We start from the raw sequence: 17,600 nt of genomic DNA, 5'->3' as shown, positions 1-17,600 counted from the left end.
ATGCGGATCGAAGGCAAGGGGCTGATTGACCGGACAAAACCGGTGAATTTCAAGTTTGATGGCAAGACCTACCAGGGCTTCAAGGGCGATACGGTGGCCTCTGCGCTGCTGGCCAATGGCGTCAAGCTGGTCGGGCGGTCGTTCAAGTATCACCGCCCGCGTGGGGTTTTGACGGCGGGATCGGAGGAGCCGAACGCGCTGATCGAAGTGGTTGGGGCGTCGAACCAGACGCCCAACGTGCGCGCCACGGTACAAGAGATTTTTGAGGGGTTGAACACGCGCAGCCAGAACCGCTGGCCGTCTTTGCGGTTTGACGTGATGGCGGTGAACGACATGGTCTCGCCGTTCCTGTCAGCAGGGTTCTACTACAAAACCTTCATGTGGCCGCGCGCGTTTTGGGAAGGGCTTTATGAGCCGATCATCCGCCGTGCCGCGGGGCTGGGCAGCCTGTCGGGCAAGCACGATGAGGGGCATTACGAAAAGGCCTTTGCGTTCTGCGATCTGCTGGTGATTGGTGCGGGTCCAACGGGTCTGATGGCGGCGCTGGAGGCTGGGCGCGCGGGTGCCGATGTGATCTTGTGCGAGGAGGATCGCAGCTTAGGCGGTCGTCTGCTGGCCGATGATGCGCTTCTGGACGGCAAGCCTGCGGGGGAATGGGTGACTGCGGTTGAGGCCGAGTTGAAGGCTCTGCCGAATGTGCGGATCATGCCGCGCACCACGGTGACGGGGGCCTATGACGGCGGGCAGTACTCCGCGCTGGAACGGGTGGGCTTGCACAAAGGCCCGCGCCCGGATCTGCCGCGCGAGTGTTTCTGGCGGATCACGGCTGCGCGCACGGTGCTGGCGGCGGGGGCGTTGGAGCGGTCTATCGCATTTCCGATGAACGATCGGCCGGGGATCATGCTGGCGAGTGCCGTGCAGACCTATCTGAACAAGTTCGGCGTGGTGCCCGGCAAACGGGTCACGCTGTTTGCCAACAACGACGGCGCGCGGGCGGTGGCGCGGCAGTTGATGGCGGCCGGGGTCTCGGTGGCAGCGATTTTGGACAGCCGTGCGGATGCCAGTGCTGTCGAGGATTGCCCGGTCTATCTGGGCGCGCAAGTGACTGACACCAAAGGCCGTCTGGGTCTTCGGGCGATCTCGGGCAGCCATGTCGGCGGCGAATTCATGATTGAGACCGATCTGTTGGCGGTCTCGGGCGGGTGGAATCCGACGCTGCATATCACCTGCCATCTGAACGGTCGGCCTCGGTGGGAGCCGTCTTTGGCGGCCTTTGTGCCACTGGCTGATGCGGTGCCGCATTTGCAAGCGGCTGGCGCGTGCAATGGCGTGTTTGATACGCTGGGCTGTCTGAGCGAGGGCCAGGCTGCGGCGCGTGCCGCTTTGCGCGGCTTGAACATGGCGGCTGCTGATGCAGCACTACCCAAGGCCGAAGGTTTGCCCTATGTGATCGCGCCGCTGTGGCAGGTGGCGGGCAAAGGGCGGGCTTGGCTTGATTTTGCCAATGACGTGACGACGAAGGATGTGAAGCTGGCGGCGCAAGAAGGGTATTCTTCCGCCGAGCATATGAAGCGCTATACCACCCAGGGCATGGCGCCGGATCAGGGCAAAAACTCGAATGTGGCGGCGCTGGCGGTGCTGGCGGATACCACGGGGCGGGGGATTCCTGAAACCGGGACGACGACGTTCCGTCCGCCGTTCATTCCAACCTCGATTGCGGCGATGGGGGCGGGCGGGCGCGGCAATGGCTTTGCGCCGCAGCGGTTCTTGACCTCGGATCAAGCCAGCCGGGACCGCGGCGCGCCGATGATCGAGGCGGGGTTGTGGTATCGACCCAGCTATTTCCCGAAACCCAACGAGACGACGTGGCGCGAGTCTTGTGACCGTGAGATTGGCTATGTGCGCGGCGCAGTCGGGGTCTGTGATGTCTCAACGCTGGGCAAGATCGACATTCAGGGGCGCGATGCGGGGCGTTTCCTTGACTTGGTATATTCCAACACCTTCAGTACTTTGGCTGTCGGTCGCGTGCGTTACGGACTGATGTTGCGGGCGGATGGTTATGTGCTGGATGATGGCACTTCGGCGCGGCTGGGTGAAAATCACTACCTGATGACCACCACCACGGCGGCGGCGGGTCTGGTGATGCGGCATCTGGATTTCGTGCACCAAAGCGAATGCGCAGATTGGGATGTGCGGTTTATCTCGGTCACCGAAAGCTGGGCGCAGTTTGCCGTGGCGGGGCCGATGGCGCGGGCTTTACTGAACGGCTATCTCGATCAGCCCTTGGGAGATTTTCCCTTCATGGCGACGGGGACTGTGACGGTGGGCGGCGTGCAAGCGCGGCTGTTCCGCATCAGCTTTTCGGGTGAAGAAGGCTATGAGATTGCGGTGCCGACACGTTATGGCGAGGCTTTGTTCCGCGATCTTGTGGCGCGGGCCGAGACCATGGGCGGCGGGCCTTACGGCATGGAAGCGCTGAACGTATTGCGGATCGAAAAGGGCCTGATCACCCATGCCGAGATTCACGGACGGGTAACAGCCTTTGATATTGGTGCGCAGAAGATGATCTCGGCGAAGAAAGATTGCATCGGCAAGCTGGCGGCGATGCGACCCGGTCTGTTGGGAGAGGCGCGTGAGCAGATGGTGGGATTGAAGCCTTTGGGGCCGGAAAAGATCACCTCGGGCGCGCATCTGTTTATTCCGGGGGCGGATATGAACCGGGTGAACAGCCAAGGCTATCTGACTTCGGTGGGCTATTCGCCAATGTTTGATCGAGAGTTGGGCTTGGGCTTCCTGCTGAACGGCCGGGCGCGGGTCGGTGAGACGGTGCGCGTGGTGGACCGCCTGCGCGACATTGATGTGCTGGCAGAAGTCTGTGATCCGGTGTTCCACGACAAAGACGGGGAGAAACTGCGTGCCTGAATTGATCGCAAAGACCGCTTTGGCGGGGAAGAAGCCGCTGGTGGCGGCGGGGACCACGCTGGCCGAACTGGATCATGGCGTGGTCAGTTCCATAGCGCCCTATCCGGGGCAGGTGAATGCGGTGAGCCAGGCGTTGGAACCGTTGGGATTTGGCTTTCCGCTGGTTAACAGCTTTGCCGTGCAAGGTGCGGCGATGATCGTCTGGTCGGGGCGTGAACAGGCGTTTCTGATTGGTGCAGAGTGCCCGGATCTCAGCGGTTTGGCAGCGGTCACCGATCAATCTGGCGGTTGGGTCAGCTTGTCATTGCAGGGGCCCTTGGCGGTTGACGCCTTGGCGCGCTATGTGCCGATGGATCTGCGGCTTGGCGCTTTCCCGGTGGGGATGGCGGCGCGGACGCCACTTTATCACATGTCTATGGTGCTGCTGCGGGTGGCCGAGGATGGCTTCCGGCTGATGCTGTTCCGCTCGATGGCGCGGACGGCGTGGCACGAGATTGAGGTGGCGCTGAAAACCTTGGCCGCGCGGGCTGCATGATGCTGACGGCGGATGATCTGCGCGATCTGACGGCCTTTCGGCAAGACCTGCATCGCTACCCCGAAGTGTCGCGCATGGAAGCGGCGACGGCGGGGCGAATTGAGCAGGCTTTGCAGCTGCTTGGCCCCGATCAGATTGTGACGGGGCTTGGCGGGCATGGCGTGGCGGCGGTGTTCAATGGCCTGGCGGATGGGCCGACGGTGATGTTCCGCGCCGAATTGGACGCGCTGCCGATCGAAGAATTGTCTGAGGCTGCCCATCGCTCGACCATCCCCGGCAAGGGGCATCTTTGCGGTCACGATGGGCATATGACATTGCTGATGGGGTTGGGGCGGTTGATGGCGCGGGCGCGGCCTGCGCGGGGGCGGGTGGTTTTGATGTTCCAGCCTGCCGAGGAAGATGGCTCGGGTGCGGCTGCGGTGGTGGCGGCCCCGCGTTTTGAAGCGCTGCGCCCGGACTGGGCGTTTTCGATCCACAACATGCCGGGGCTGCCGTTCGGGCATTCGACGTTGAAGGCGGGTGCGGTGAACTGTGCGTCGCTGGGGCTGAAAATCACGCTGACGGGCAAGACCGCGCATGCGTCTTTACCGGAAACCGGGGTGTCGCCCGCGCTGGCCTTGGCGCGGCTGATCCCGGCGATTGGTGGCTTGGGGTCGGGTGGGGTGTTGGGGCCTGACTACCGTTTGGTCACGATCACCCATGCGCGACTGGGCGAGGCTGCTTTCGGGATTGCCCCCGGAGAAGCAGAGCTTTGGGCGACGCTACGCACGATGGCGGATAGTCAGATGGCGGCACTGCGCGCGGCGGCGATGGATCTGGCGCGGGCGGAAGCTGCGGCGCAGGGGCTTGGCATCCGTTTCAGCTATCACGATGATTTTGCCGCTTCGGTGAATGATGCCGATGCCACCGCCCATCTGGCCCGCGCGCTGGATGCTTTGGGAATGCCCCATAATGAGGGCGATCTGCCGATGCGGGCCTCGGAAGATTTCGGGCGATTTGGGCAGGGTGGCACACGATCAGCGATGCTGTTTCTGGGGGTGGGTGAGGGGCATCCGGCGCTGCATAACCCGGATTATGATTTCCCGGATACGCTGATCCCGCTGGGGGTGCAGATTTTCCATCGGGTGATGCGCGATCTGCTGGGCTAGGCCTGTGTCCACGTGTGGACAGCGGGTCTGCTTTATATGAATCAAGGGGTTATCAGGGGCTCGTTCAGACTTTCTTAAGCTTTGCCCGCAAAAACCTGCCCGCGCCACGCCGTGCCCGTCAAACTTTTGCGAATGCGGCGCCTTGCACTGGCACAAGTCCCATCAGCCCTGATATAACAGGGCATGAGTCTGCCACCCGGTTTCCTTGACGAACTGCGCACCCGCGTCTCGCTGTCCTCGGTTGTGGGCAGGAAAGTCACATGGGATCAGCGCAAGTCGAATCAGGGCAAGGGCGACATGTGGGCGCCTTGCCCGTTCCATCAGGAAAAATCCGCCAGCTTCCACGTCGATGACCGCAAAGGGTTTTATTATTGCTTTGGCTGCCATGCCAAAGGCGATGCGGTGACGTTTATCAAGGAAACCGACAACCTCAGCTTCATGGAGGCGGTGGAGGTTTTGGCGCGTGAGGCTGGGATGCCAATGCCTGCGCGCGACCCGCGTGCGGCACAAGTGGCGGACCGGCGGACGCAACTGGTCGAGGTGATGGAAGAGGCGGTGAAGTGGTTCCGGCTGCAACTCCGCACCTCTGCGGCCTCTGAGGCGCGGGCGTATCTGGCCAAGCGCGGGTTGTCGGTTGAGGCGCAGGACCGCTGGGAGATTGGGTTCGCGCCGGACGCGCGGCAGGGGCTGTATCTGGCACTGCGGCAAAAAGGCGTCGCGGATGATTTGATCGTGGCATCAGGGGTTTGCGCCAAGCCCGATGATGGCGGCGCGCCGTATGATCGGTTCCGGGGGCGGATCATTTTTCCGATCCGGGATGGGCGGGGCAGGGCGATTTCCTTGGGCGGGCGGGCGATGGACCCGAATGCGCGGGCGAAATATCTGAACGGGCCAGAGACGGAGCTGTTCGACAAGGGTCGCAACCTGTTCAACCATGCCCCGGCGCGGGAGGCGTCGGGCAAGGGTGCTGCTTTGGTGGTGGCCGAAGGCTATATGGACGTGATCGCGCTGTCCGAAGCCGGGTTCAAGGCCTCGGTTGCCCCTTTGGGCACGGCGGTGACGGAAGATCAGCTGCGGTTGATGTGGCGGATTTCGGATGAGCCGATCATTGCTTTGGATGGCGATACGGCGGGGATCAGGGCCGCGTTGCGGGTGATTGACCTAGCCCTGCCGCTGCTGGAGGCGGGCAAGGGCCTGCGCTTTGCGGTGCTGCCGGGCGGGATGGACCCGGATGATCTGATCAAGGCGCAGGGTGCAGGGGCGATGAAGTCGGTGTTGGATCAGGCGGTGCCGATGGTCAAACTGCTGTGGCAGCGCGAGATTGAGGGCAAGCAGTTTGACAGCCCGGAACGCAAGGCGGCGTTGGACAAATCGCTGCGCGCGCATCTGAAACGCATCGTCGATCCGTCGATCCGCAGCCATTACGGCGAAGATATCAAGCAGTTGCGTTGGGAGTTGTTTGGTCAGCGCCCCCGCAGCGCCAAGCCGGCTTATCAACCGGGCGCGCGCGCAGCGGGGGGGCGCAATGCACGCTTTGGCAATGACGGGCCGGTCACGCCGATGCCGTCCACCAAGGGATCGCTGCTGGCCACAGCCCCCGAACGGGTTGAGGAAGTGCTGCGCGAGGCGGTGATACTGGCCACGCTGATCTTTCACCCCACGCTGATCCGCCGCTTTGAAGCGGTGCTGGAACGCATGGAATTGATCGGCGAAGGCCACCATGACCTACGCGGGTTGTTGTTGACGTGGCATGATGCGGAAGCAGATGCGCTTTTTGACCAAATCCAACAGGCTGCGCCCGCTGCCCTTGATGCGCTGATGGCGCGCCCCCATGTTCAGATCGCGCCACCGGTTCGCAACCGGGCCAATGCCGACCTTGCAGAGTTCTGTATTGCCGAGGGATTGGCGCATCTGGAAGCCAGCCGGGGGGCGCAGCGCGAGATCGCTGAGGCAATGGAAGACATCGAAGGCCTGGCTGATGAAGGCCTGACATGGCGGCTGTCGCAAGCCAATGTGGCGCGGTTCAGCGCTTTGGCAGGCCCCAAAGGCAAAACCGCCGAGGCGGTGTTGGCCTCGAACGGTGTGCAGATGGACAAGGACGAATTGGAGGGTGCCCGCAGCTTGTGGGACAGCATCCAGTTCTCTAAGGACGGCCCGAAGCGTTAGATCACGGGGAATTCACTGATTCGGCTTTCCCCTGCCGTGATTCGCGTTATTGATTCGATTTGACTGACTCTGATTCGCAGATACGACCCGACCACCCGTTTTGACCTAGGAGCGCTCATGGCCTCGAAAGACACCGACGACGGCAAACCAGAAGCCGATGAAGCGGATGTTTCCCTTGATATGAGCCAAGCGGCCGTCAAGAAAATGATCGCTGACGCGCGCGAGCGGGGCTACATCACCTATGAGCAGCTTAATCATGTGATGCCGCCCGAGCAGGTCTCGTCGGAGCAAATCGAAGACGTGATGTCGATGCTGTCGGAAATGGGCATCAACGTCATTGAAGACGAAGACGTGGAAGAGGGCGAGGCCGTGGTTGGCGGCGATCTGGTGGAAACCGGGTCGGGCGCGCGCGATGTGGCTGTTGTCACCACCACCACCGAAGCGCTGGACCGCACCGATGATCCGGTGCGGATGTATCTGCGCGAAATGGGCTCGGTGGAACTGCTGTCGCGCGAAGGCGAGATTGCGATTGCCAAGCGTATCGAGGCGGGCCGCAACACGATGATCGCCGGGCTTTGTGAAAGCCCGCTGACGTTTCAGGCCATTATCATCTGGCGCGACGAACTTTTGTCGGAAGACATTCTGCTGCGCGACGTGATTGATCTGGAGGCCACCTTTGGGCGGTCTCTGGATGGCGAGGATGGTCTGGTTGGCGCGGATCTGGAAGGCGTTGATGTCGAGGCTGCGCCGCGTCGGGCTGGTGGGGACGAGCCGGAACTGGACGCTGACGGCAACCCGCTGATGCGCTCGGATGACGATGACGACGAGGACGATGGCACCTCGATGTCGCTGGCGGCGATGGAAGCTGCGCTGAAGCCGAAGGTGCTGGAAACCCTCGACCTGATTGCGCGCGACTACACCAAGCTGGCGGAAATGCAGGATCTGCGGATGTCTGCGACCCTGTCGGAAAAATCGCGTTTCTCGGCCACCGAGGAAACTGCCTATCAGAAATTGCGTAGCGAAATCGTGGTGTTGGTGAACGAACTTCATCTGCACAACAACCGGATCGAAGCGCTGATTGACCAGCTTTACGGCATCAACCGCAAGATCATGGCGATCAATTCCGGCATGGTGAAGCTGGCCGATGCAGCTAGGATCAACCGCCGCGAGTTCATCGACGAATACCAAGGCTACGAGCTGGACCCGAACTGGCTGGACAAGATGGCCGCCAAGGCGGGTCGTGGCTGGCAGGCGCTGATCGAGAAAAGCCGCGACAAGGTGGAAGATTTGCGCGCCGAGATGGCGCAGGTCGGCACCTATATTGGCGTGGATATTTCCGAGTTCCGCCGCATCGTGAACCAAGTGCAGAAGGGCGAGAAAGAAGCCCGCCAGGCCAAGAAGGAAATGGTCGAGGCCAACCTGCGTTTGGTGATCTCGATTGCGAAAAAGTATACCAACCGCGGTTTGCAATTCTTGGATTTGATTCAGGAAGGCAATATTGGCCTGATGAAAGCCGTCGATAAGTTCGAATATCGCCGGGGTTATAAGTTCTCGACCTATGCGACCTGGTGGATCCGTCAGGCGATCACGCGCTCGATTGCCGACCAAGCCCGCACGATCCGTATTCCGGTGCATATGATCGAGACGATCAACAAGCTGGTCCGCACGGGCCGGCAGATGCTGCACGAGATTGGCCGCGAGCCGACGCCGGAAGAACTGGCTGAAAAGCTGCAGATGCCGTTGGAAAAAGTCCGCAAGGTGATGAAGATCGCCAAAGAGCCGATTTCCTTGGAAACCCCGATTGGCGACGAAGAAGACAGCCAGCTGGGCGACTTCATCGAAGACAAGAATGCCATCCTGCCGCTGGATTCGGCGATTCAGGAAAACCTGAAAGAGACGACGACTCGGGTTCTGGCCTCGCTGACGCCGCGGGAAGAACGGGTGCTGCGGATGCGGTTTGGCATCGGCATGAACACCGATCACACGCTGGAAGAAGTCGGGCAGCAGTTCAGCGTGACCCGCGAACGGATCCGGCAGATCGAAGCGAAGGCATTGCGGAAGCTGAAACATCCGAGCCGTTCGCGCAAATTGCGGAGTTTCCTGGATCAGTAAGGAAAGCGCGCCATGATCGGCGCGTTTTTTCTTTTCGTGCTGGGGCTGCTGGGGTTCATGCAGGCTCCGGCATGGTTGATTTTGCCCTTTGCCGCCGCGATGGTGTTGATCTCGCGGTTTATTCCGCTGATCGGGCGCATTGGCTGGATGGGCAGGGCGATCATCTCATTGGCGATCACCGCAATGGTTTACGGCACTGGAGCTTCGCTTGGCGCGGGGCCGTCGGGTTGAAATTGCCGGGGCGTTGAAATGCTTGAGGAGTGGTAGGACCGGAGGGACTCGAACCCCCAACCAAGGCGTTATGAGCGCCCGGCTCTAACCATTGAGCTACAGTCCCATCCTGCCTTTGCCTATCAGATGCGGGGGCGGGGTCAAGGTTTGCGGTTACAAAACCACGTCCGAATGCGGCCCCTGCGTTGCGCCAAGGCGCGGGATGGCTTATGGGGGCGGCAACTGCCTTTCAGCTTGGGGAATCTGCGCATGAGTACCGGACACAATGGCCTGACCTATGCCGATGCGGGCGTGGATATTGATGCGGGCAACGCGCTGGTCGAGCGGATCAAACCTGCGGCCAAGCGCACGCAGCGATCTGGGGTGATGTCGGGTCTGGGCGGGTTTGGCGCGCTGTTTGACTTGAAAGCGGCGGGCTATCAGGACCCGATACTGGTGGCGGCCACCGATGGCGTTGGCACCAAGCTGCGGATTGCGATTGATACAGGCAATGTCGACACTATTGGCATCGATCTGGTGGCGATGTGCGTCAATGATCTGGTCTGTCAGGGGGCCGAGCCGTTGTTGTTCCTTGATTATTTCGCCACTGGCAAGCTGGATGTCGAGGAAGCCACCCGGATCATCAACGGCATTGCGGCGGGCTGTGAGGCCTCGGGCTGTGCCTTGATCGGGGGCGAGACCGCCGAGATGCCGGGGATGTATCACAAGGGTGATTTCGATCTGGCCGGTTTTGCGGTGGGCGCGATGGAGCGCGGGGCGGATTTGCCGGCGGGCGTCGTCGAGGGCGATATTCTGCTGGGCTTGGCCTCAAACGGGGTGCATTCCAACGGCTATTCCTTTGTGCGCAAGGTGGTGGAACTGTCGGGTCTGGGCTGGGATGCGGATTGTCCGTTCTCGGACGGGACTTTGGGCGCGGCACTGCTGGCACCGACGCGGCTGTATGTGAAACAGGCTTTGGCTGCGGTGCGGGCAGGCGGTGTGCATGCGTTGGCGCATATCACTGGCGGCGGGTTGACGGAAAATCCGCCTCGGGTAATCCCGGAGGGGCTGGCATGTGAGATTGATCTGTCGGCCTGGGAATTGCCGGGAGTGTTCCGGTGGCTGGCCACGACCGCGAATATGAGCCAGCCGGAACTGCTGAAAACCTTCAACTGCGGCATCGGGATGATTGCGGTTGTCGCGGCGGATCGGGCGGAAGCTTTGAGCGCATTGCTGCAGGCGGAAGGCGAGACGGTTGTGCCGTTGGGCCGCGTCGTGGCGGGCGAGGGCGTAATCTACAAGGGCCGTCTGCTGTGAAACGTGTGGCCGTCCTGATTTCGGGCGGCGGTTCTAACATGCTGGCATTGCTGCGCGATATGGTTGGGGATCATCCTGCGCGCGCGGTGTTTGTGGGCTCTAACGACCCAACCGCGCCGGGCTTGCTGCGTGCGGCCGAGATGGGGGTCGCGGTGGCGGCGGTGGATCATCGGCCTTTTGGGCGGGATCGTGCCGCCTTTGAAGAGGCTTTGCTGGAGCCGATTTTGGCGTCGGAACCCGATATTCTGTGTCTCGCGGGCTTCATGCGGGTGTTGACGCCAGAGTTTGTGCGCCGGTTTGAGGGGCGGATGCTGAACATTCATCCGTCGCTTTTGCCGAAGTATCCGGGGCTGCACACCCACGCGCGGGCACTGGCGGCGGGGGATGCCGAGGCGGGCTGTTCGGTGCATGAGGTGACTGCGGAACTCGACGCCGGGCCGATTTTGGGCCAAGCGCGGGTGCCGATTTTGCCGGGCGATACGGCGGATGATCTGTCAGCACGGGTGTTGGTGCAAGAGCATCGGCTGTATCCGGCGGTGCTGCGGCGGTTTGCGGTGGGTGATCGCACACGGCTGGACCTGTAAACGGGGGCCTTCTCGGGTGGCATCGAGCCACCACTCGAAGGCTTTGGTCTGGGTTGCAGCGTGATTGTCGAGGCGGTGACGGTGTGCGGGCTCGTGGCGCCGGAGCCTCCGGCGGGAGTATTTCGAAAAGAGCAAATGCTTGGGCCTTTCGAGATTTGCGCGCCAAGCGTCGCTGCAAGCAGTCTCTGGCGGCGTTTGGCACGGCGAAGCCACAAGCCAAAGCTATTTGGCAAAGGGCAAGCGCTTGGGCTTTTCTTAGGCAACAATGCTGCCTATAGCGGAAGGGCGGGATGCCCCCGTAAGCCCTTTGCGAAAGACGCCCATGCGCACGATTACCACCACCGAAGACCTTGCCGCTTTTTGTGCTGCCGCGAAGTCGAAACCCTTCGTCACCATTGATACCGAATTTCTACGCGAGCGGACCTATTGGTCAAAGCTGTGCCTGATCCAGATGGCGCTGCCGGGCAAGGATGGCGATGCGGTGTTGATTGACCCGATTGAGGGGTCTGCGATGTCGATGGAGCCTTTGTATGACCTGTTCCGCCATGAGGCGACGGTCAAGGTGTTCCATGCCGCGCGGCAGGATCTGGAAATCTTTTTCGTCGAGGGCAGGGTGTTCCCGAAACCGCTGTTTGACACGCAAGTGGCCGCGATGGTCTGCGGCTTCGGCGAGCAGGTCGGTTACGAGACTTTGGTAAAAAAGATCGCCAAGGAAAACCTCGACAAGACCTCGCGCTTTACCGATTGGTCGCGCCGTCCGCTATCCACCGCGCAGAGCGAGTATGCTTTGGCGGATGTGACGCATCTGCGGGTGATTTATGAGTTTCTGGCAGCACAACTGGCGAAGAACGGGCGGCAGGCTTGGGTGGAGGAAGAGTTGTCGGTTCTGACCGATCCGGCGACCTATACCGTGCATCCCGATGAGGCTTGGTTGCGGGTGAAGACGCGCACCACCTCTGGCCGCTTCCTGGGCGTTGTCAAAGAATTGGCGCGGTTTCGCGAGGAATATGCGCAGGGCAACAATGTGCCGCGCAGCCGGGTGATGAAGGACGATGCGTTGCTGGAGCTGGCCTCAACCCGGCCGACCAACGTTGAAGAATTGGGGCGATCGCGCTTGCTGTTGCGCGAGGGGCGCAAGACCGAGATTGCCGAGGGTATACTGGCTGCGATCAAGGCGGGGATGGAGATGCGGCAGGAAGATTTGCCGAAACCGGATTTGTCGAAAGATCAGATGCAGGTCAATCCGGCCTTGGCGGACTTGTTGCGCGTGCTTTTGAAGGCGAAATCGGAAAGTTTGGGCGTGGCACCGCGTCTGATTGCCTCGGCGTCGGATCTTGATGCGATTGCGGCGGGCGAGCGCAATCTGGAGACCTTGAAGGGCTGGCGGGCTGAGGCGTTTGGCGATGATGCAATGCGGCTTTGCCGGGGTGAGATTGCGCTGTCGGCGAAGGGCAATGATGTGCGGGTGGTGCGGATTTAACCCCGCACACCCTTAATTCTGCGCACCGCGCTGGCAGCTTATCTGCTGCTGGCGCGGGCGTTGCTGGCACCTTGCACGACGATCTGATTGATCTGTTGCAGTTTGATGTCGGACAGATTGTACGCCACCGTAATCTCACGCGATTGCTGGTTGACCACGGCGGTGGCAGCTTCGGGTGGGAAGACGTGGAATTGCAGCACCAGCGTGCCATTTTCATCCAAGGGCTGCGGCACCAGTTCGGCGCTCCAATAGCCTTGGGTTGGCGGCAAGCCGGTGGCGCGGACGATCGCCCCGCCGGGGTAGGAATCGATCTGCATCGACAACACGTTGGCGACCAGCGGGCGCGGGTCGGCAGGCGTCTCGGTGGTGACAACTTCAACCGGGGTCGAGCGTTTGAACCATTTGAACGGGTTCAGGCGGCTGGAGAAGCCACCGCAGGCGGTCATGGCAGTCAAAGCAAGAATGGCGATGGGCAGGCGAAAGCGCATATGGGCATCCCTTTGGCGTTGTAAGATCGGTAGCCGATTGAGGGCGGTTTGAAAAGCCCGCTTGGGCTGGACGTTTAACCGCTGAAGCACTAGCTCAGTGAGAGAGATGGAGAGACCTATGGCCACGCCCGCCTTTGAAGAGATCGCCGAGACCTTTGAGTTCCTTGATGACTGGGAGGATCGCTATCGCCATGTCATTGATCTGGGCAAAGCCATGCCGCCGTTGGACGACAGCTTCAAGGTGCCCGCGCTGAAGGTCGATGGTTGTGCCAGTCAGGTCTGGTTACGACCGATGATTGCCGAGGGGCGGTTTGAGTTTCAGGGCGAGTCGGATGCGATGATCGTGCGTGGGCTGATTGCGGTGCTGCACGCGCTTTATGCCGGTCTACCGCTGGCCGAGGTGGCGCAGGTCGATGCCCATGCCGAGTTTGGGCGGCTCGGGTTGAATGAGCATCTGTCGTCGCAACGCTCGAACGGCGTGCGGGCGATGGTGGAGCGGATCAGGAAAGTCGCGGCAGAGGCTTAGCGCCAGCTGGCATCGCTGAGAGTGACCTTGTCGGGATAGAAGGCGAGGTGGCTCGCGATGCGTTCCATGCCGGGAATCGGGGCCTCGTAGGACCAGACGGCGTTTTCCAGCAGGCCTTGCGGGGTTTTGACCGAATAATAGCTGCACAGGCCCTTATGCGGGCAGGTGGTTTGGTGCGCAGTTTTCACCAGCAGGCTCATATCGACATCGGCGCGCGGCACATAGAGCACGGGCGGGTAGCGGCCTTCTTTAAGTTCCAGCGCGGCTTGGGTTTCCCCCAATCGGGTCTCGCCCGCCGTGATGTTCAGCCGGTGTTCCAGCCGAGTTATGGTGATGTAGTCCATGCGCGCCTCCTGCATCCGTTCAGGATAGTGCCGTTTGCCGCCATTACAATCCTGCGCAGGCCGCCTCGCACCACGCAAGGGCCTCGGCAGACAGGCGGGGCGTCAGCTTGGCCAGCACTTCGGCGTGATAGGTGTTGAGCCAATCGCGATCCCCGGCGGAAAGCTGCGCTGTCAGGATCAGGCGGCGGTCAAACGGCACGAAGGTCAGGGTTTCAAAGCTGAGCTGGTTGCGCTCATCATCGCCACCGGGCAGGGCGGGCGCGGGCTGCACCACGATCAGGTTCTCCAGCCGGATGCCGAATTCTCCCTCGCGGTAATAGCCGGGCTCGTTTGACAGGATCATACCGGGTTCCAGTGGCACTTCCGAGATGCGTGACAGCCGTTGTGGGCCTTCATGCACCGACAAGAAAGCGCCGACACCGTGGCCAGTGCCATGATTGAAATCCTGTCCCGCCAGCCACAACGCATAGCGCGCCAGCGGATCAAGGTCGCGGCCAGTATAGCCAGCGGGCCAGCGCACCCGGCTGATCGCGATGGTGCCTTGCAGGACGCGGGTAAAGCAGGCGCGGGCGTAATCGCCCGGATCGCCGACCGCAATCGTGCGGGTGATGTCGGTGGTGCCGTCGAGATACTGCGCGCCGCTGTCCACCAGCAACAACTCATTGCGGCCAATCGCACGGTTCGACTCTTCCGTGACGCGGTAATGCATGATCGCACCATTCGGGCCAGAGCCGCAGATGGTGTCAAAACTGATGTCGTGCAGCACGTTGGTGGCGCGGCGGAAACCTTCCAGCGCGCGCACCACGTCGATCTCGGACAAACTGCCGTTAGGGGCTTGCTGATCCAGCCAGTAGAGGAATTCGACTACGGCGGCACCATCGCGCAGATGCGCCTCGCGCATGCCTTGGATCTCGGCTGCGGTTTTCTTGGCTTTCGGCAAACGACAGGGGTCGTCGCCCCACGCGACCGTGATGCCTGAGGCGGTCAGTTCGGTCGACACCGCCAGCGGGGCGGTGCCACGGTCGACACGGACGGTGCCGTGCAATGTGCGCAGGGCGGGCACGAAGTCTGAAATCGGGCGCAGCAGCACCTCATTGCCCAGATGCGCGCGGGTGGCGTCGTCAAATTTCGCGGCATCGGCGAACAGCGTCACATGGGCATTTTCGTGCAGGATGGCAAAGCCGTGCAGCACCGGGTTGCGCGGCACATCTGCGCCGCGAATATTCAACAGCCAACACAGCGAGTCTGGTAGCGTGATCACCGCTGCGGTCTGGCCTGCCGTTTGCACGCTGTCAGCCAGCCGCGAGCGCTTCTGGCCACTGGTTTCCCCGGCAAGGTTGTCGGGATGCGCGAAGGCGCGCCCAAGCGGAGCTGGGGGTTGATCAGGCCAGATCTGGTCGATCTGATTGGCGCAGGCGCGCAGTGTCACGCCTGTGCCGTCCAAAGCGGCCTCAATCTTGGCGATCTCATCAGCTGTGTGCAGCCAGGGGTCAAAGCCCACCACGCCCTCGGGCAGATTCTGCTTCAGCCACGCCCCGGCGCTGATTTCGGGCCACGGAACTGGAGTGAAATGCGCAAGGTCAACCTGACCCTTGACCTGCGTGCGATAGCGCCCGTCGATGAACACCCCCGCAATGTTTGGCAGAACGATGCAAAACCCCGCCGATCCGGTAAACCCGGTCAGCCATTGCAACCGCTCATCGCGCGGTGCGACGTATTCTCCCTGATGCACATCGGCGCGGGGAACAAGAAAGCCGGACAACCCCTCAGCCGCCAGAACCTGACGCAATGCGGCCAGACGCGCGGGGCCCTGAGCAGGCGAGGCATGGGTGTCAAAGCTTTGAAACATCGTGGTCCTCTGTGCTCAAATATCCGCAGATACGCGCGCGCGGATTTACCCGGCGCGGCGCATTCCCAACGCCTTGGCGCGTTTGCGGGGATCAACCTCGAACAGCCCGGCCAGTTGCTCTGTCATCGCCCCGGCGAGTTGCTCGACATCGGTGATCGTCACCGCGCGCTGATAATAGCGGGTCACGTCATGGCCGATACCGATAGCGATCAGTTCGACGGCCTTTTTGCGCTCGACCATGGCGATGACGTCGCGCAGGTGCTTTTCAAGGAAATTGGCAGGGTTGACCGACAGTGTGCTGTCATCGACGGGGGCACCGTCTGAAATCACCATCAGGATGCGACGGGCTTCGGGGCGGGCCATCATGCGGCGGTGCGCCCATTCCAAGGCTTCGCCGTCGATGTTTTCTTTCAAGAGGCCCTCTTTCATCATCAGGCCCAGATTGGGCCGCACGCGACGCCACGGGGCATCGGCGGATTTGTAGATGATGTGGCGCAGATCATTCAGGCGGCCGGGTTGTTGGGCGCGGCCTTGGGCCAGCCAACGTTCGCGCGACTGGCCGCCCTTCCACGCACGGGTGGTGAAGCCAAGGATTTCGACCTTGACCGAGCAGCGTTCCAGCGTGCGCGCCAGCACATCGGCGCAGATCGCGGCGATGGAAATTGGCCGACCGCGCATCGAGCCAGAGTTGTCCAGCAGCAATGTCACGCAGGTGTCGCGGAACTCGGTGTCTTTTTCTTGCTTGAAGCTGAGCGGCGTCGTCGGGTTGGCGATGACCCGTGCCAGACGGCCCGCATCCAGCGTGCCTTCCTCCAGATCGAACAACCAAGAGCGGTTCTGCTGCGCCTGCAAACGGCGTTGCAGTTTGTTAGCAAGGCGGCTGACAGCGCCTTTCAGTGGTTCCAACTGCTGATCAAGATAGGCCCGCAAGCGTTCGAGTTCGGCAGGTTCGGCCAGATCTTCGGCCTTGATTTCTTCATCAAAATCCGTGGTGTAGACGGTATAGTTCGGATCTGCGTCGGAGTAGGGCGCGGGTGGTGGCGGATCCAGCGGGGCTTCGCCTTCCGGCAGTTCAGCCTCGTCGCCTTGCTCCATATCCGCCGAGTCTTCCATGGTGACTTGGGCTTGGGATTGGTCTTGCTGATCTTCTTGGGATTGCTCGGGCGAGGCTTCAGAGTCTTCCGAATCCTGCTCATCCGAGCCTTCGCTGTCGGGCGCGTCCTGATCTTCTTGTGCCTCGTCGCCGCTGTCGTCCTCGTCGGGCTGGTCGGGGTCGTCGCCCAACTGGTCGCCATAGCCGAGATCAGAGATCACCTTGCGGGTCAGGCGGGCGAAGGCGGCTTGGTTGTCCAGCACATCGTCGAGCGTGTTCAGCGTGCCCGAGGCCTGACCTTCGATGAAATCGCGCCACATCTCCATGACATTGGCGGCGCCTTTCGGCATCGGGCGGCCTGTCGCCAGATGGCGCACCAGATAGCCTGCGGCAACCGACAGCGGCGCATCCTCACGTTTGGTGATGCTGGAATAGCCTTTGCGATCCGCCTCATAGGCAATCTTGGCATCGATATTGCCGGCTGTGCCGGGCATGGCGCGGGCCCCGACGGCTTCGCAGCGCGCGGTTTCCATCGCATCGTAGATTTCCCGCGCCAAAGGTCCGGTGGGGGCGTATTTGGTCGCGGTGGATTCGTTGTGGAATTTGCGGCGCAGCGCGAAAGCGTCAGCGGTGCCACGGGCAAGCAAAACCTCATCCCGCGTCATCCGGCGGCTGACCTGCGGCAGGCGGATGCCTTCTTTGTTCATCCCCGCCGGGTCGACCGAATAGGTCACCGTCATTTCGGGGTCATTTGCCATGGTCTTGGTGGCCTCAGCCAAGGCCTTTTTGAACGGATCGGCGGGGTTGTCAGTGGGTTTGGTCATGA

14 protein-coding genes and 1 tRNA gene are annotated in these 17,600 nt (G+C 61.6%); 10 read left to right on the top strand and 5 right to left on the bottom strand.

Features of this window, described 5'->3' with window-relative positions; genetic code table 11:
• The 6 genes from U1A24_RS02025 (at window position 1) to U1A24_RS02000 (ending at window position 9,114) form a co-directional block, all read left to right on the top strand.
• On the top strand, window positions 1-2,922 hold the full coding sequence (locus U1A24_RS02025) for a sarcosine oxidase subunit alpha family protein (protein WP_322320324.1): 2,922 nt from the start codon (window positions 1-3) through the stop codon (window positions 2,920-2,922).
• On the top strand, window positions 2,915-3,457 hold the full coding sequence (locus tag U1A24_RS02020) for a sarcosine oxidase subunit gamma (protein ID WP_322320323.1): 543 nt from the start codon (window positions 2,915-2,917) through the stop codon (window positions 3,455-3,457). The genes U1A24_RS02025 and U1A24_RS02020 overlap by 8 nt, the downstream gene beginning before the upstream one ends.
• On the top strand, window positions 3,457-4,605 hold the full coding sequence (locus tag U1A24_RS02015; RefSeq protein ID WP_322320368.1) for an amidohydrolase: 1,149 nt from the start codon (window positions 3,457-3,459) through the stop codon (window positions 4,603-4,605). The genes U1A24_RS02020 and U1A24_RS02015 overlap by 1 nt, the downstream gene beginning before the upstream one ends.
• 183 nt (window positions 4,606-4,788) lie before the next feature.
• The gene (dnaG, locus tag U1A24_RS02010; RefSeq protein WP_322320322.1) at window positions 4,789-6,771 is read left to right on the top strand and encodes a DNA primase; all 1,983 of its coding nucleotides are present in this window, start codon (window positions 4,789-4,791) and stop codon (window positions 6,769-6,771) included.
• A 117-nt stretch (window positions 6,772-6,888) separates the two neighbouring features.
• Window positions 6,889-8,883, top strand: coding sequence for an RNA polymerase sigma factor RpoD (gene rpoD, locus U1A24_RS02005; RefSeq protein WP_322320321.1), 1,995 nt, complete (start codon window positions 6,889-6,891; stop codon window positions 8,881-8,883).
• 12 nt (window positions 8,884-8,895) lie between these two features.
• Window positions 8,896-9,114, top strand: coding sequence for a hypothetical protein (locus tag U1A24_RS02000; protein WP_322320320.1), 219 nt, complete (start codon window positions 8,896-8,898; stop codon window positions 9,112-9,114).
• 30 nt (window positions 9,115-9,144) lie between these two features.
• On the opposite strand, the gene U1A24_RS01995 is transcribed toward U1A24_RS02000, so the two are convergent.
• Window positions 9,145-9,220, bottom strand: a tRNA-Ile gene (locus U1A24_RS01995).
• 143 nt (window positions 9,221-9,363) lie between these two features.
• Between U1A24_RS01995 and purM the strand changes: the two genes are divergently transcribed.
• From purM to rnd, 3 genes are all read left to right on the top strand, one after another.
• Window positions 9,364-10,410, top strand: coding sequence for a phosphoribosylformylglycinamidine cyclo-ligase (purM, locus tag U1A24_RS01990; RefSeq protein WP_322320319.1), 1,047 nt, complete (start codon window positions 9,364-9,366; stop codon window positions 10,408-10,410).
• Window positions 10,407-10,994, top strand: a complete 588-nt coding sequence (purN, locus tag U1A24_RS01985) for a phosphoribosylglycinamide formyltransferase (protein ID WP_322320318.1) — start codon at window positions 10,407-10,409, stop codon at window positions 10,992-10,994. The genes purM and purN overlap by 4 nt, the downstream gene beginning before the upstream one ends.
• A 322-nt stretch (window positions 10,995-11,316) precedes the next feature.
• Entirely contained in the window at window positions 11,317-12,474 is a 1,158-nt protein-coding gene (rnd, locus tag U1A24_RS01980; protein ID WP_322320317.1) for a ribonuclease D, read from the top strand.
• A gap of 38 nt (window positions 12,475-12,512) precedes the next feature.
• Here rnd and U1A24_RS01975 read toward each other — a convergent pair whose 3' ends face one another.
• Entirely contained in the window at window positions 12,513-12,962 is a 450-nt protein-coding gene (locus tag U1A24_RS01975; RefSeq protein ID WP_322320316.1) for a hypothetical protein, read from the bottom strand.
• Between the two features lie 118 nt (window positions 12,963-13,080).
• Here U1A24_RS01975 and U1A24_RS01970 point away from each other — a divergent pair, with 118 nt between their 5' ends.
• On the top strand, window positions 13,081-13,488 hold the full coding sequence (locus tag U1A24_RS01970) for a SufE family protein (protein WP_322320315.1): 408 nt from the start codon (window positions 13,081-13,083) through the stop codon (window positions 13,486-13,488).
• Here U1A24_RS01970 and U1A24_RS01965 read toward each other — a convergent pair.
• From U1A24_RS01965 to cobT, 3 genes are read right to left on the bottom strand one after another with little or no spacing between them, the layout of a single operon-like run.
• Complete coding sequence (locus U1A24_RS01965) at window positions 13,485-13,832, bottom strand: DUF427 domain-containing protein (protein WP_322320314.1); 348 nt, start codon at window positions 13,830-13,832, stop codon at window positions 13,485-13,487. The genes U1A24_RS01970 and U1A24_RS01965 overlap by 4 nt on opposite strands.
• A 43-nt stretch (window positions 13,833-13,875) precedes the next feature.
• A complete protein-coding gene (locus U1A24_RS01960; RefSeq protein ID WP_322320313.1) occupies window positions 13,876-15,681 on the bottom strand; it encodes an aminopeptidase P family protein in 1,806 nt (601 codons plus the stop codon).
• Between the two features lie 45 nt (window positions 15,682-15,726).
• The gene (cobT, locus tag U1A24_RS01955; protein ID WP_322320312.1) at window positions 15,727-17,598 is read right to left on the bottom strand and encodes a cobaltochelatase subunit CobT; all 1,872 of its coding nucleotides are present in this window, start codon (window positions 17,596-17,598) and stop codon (window positions 15,727-15,729) included.
• Between the last annotated feature and the right edge of the window lie 2 nt (window positions 17,599-17,600).

This window comes from Cypionkella sp. (genome assembly GCF_034376685.1).
In the GTDB taxonomy this organism is placed as follows: domain Bacteria; phylum Pseudomonadota; class Alphaproteobacteria; order Rhodobacterales; family Rhodobacteraceae; genus Cypionkella.
Note: the sequence above shows the minus strand (reverse complement) of the source record. Positions and strands in the feature narration are given on the sequence as shown.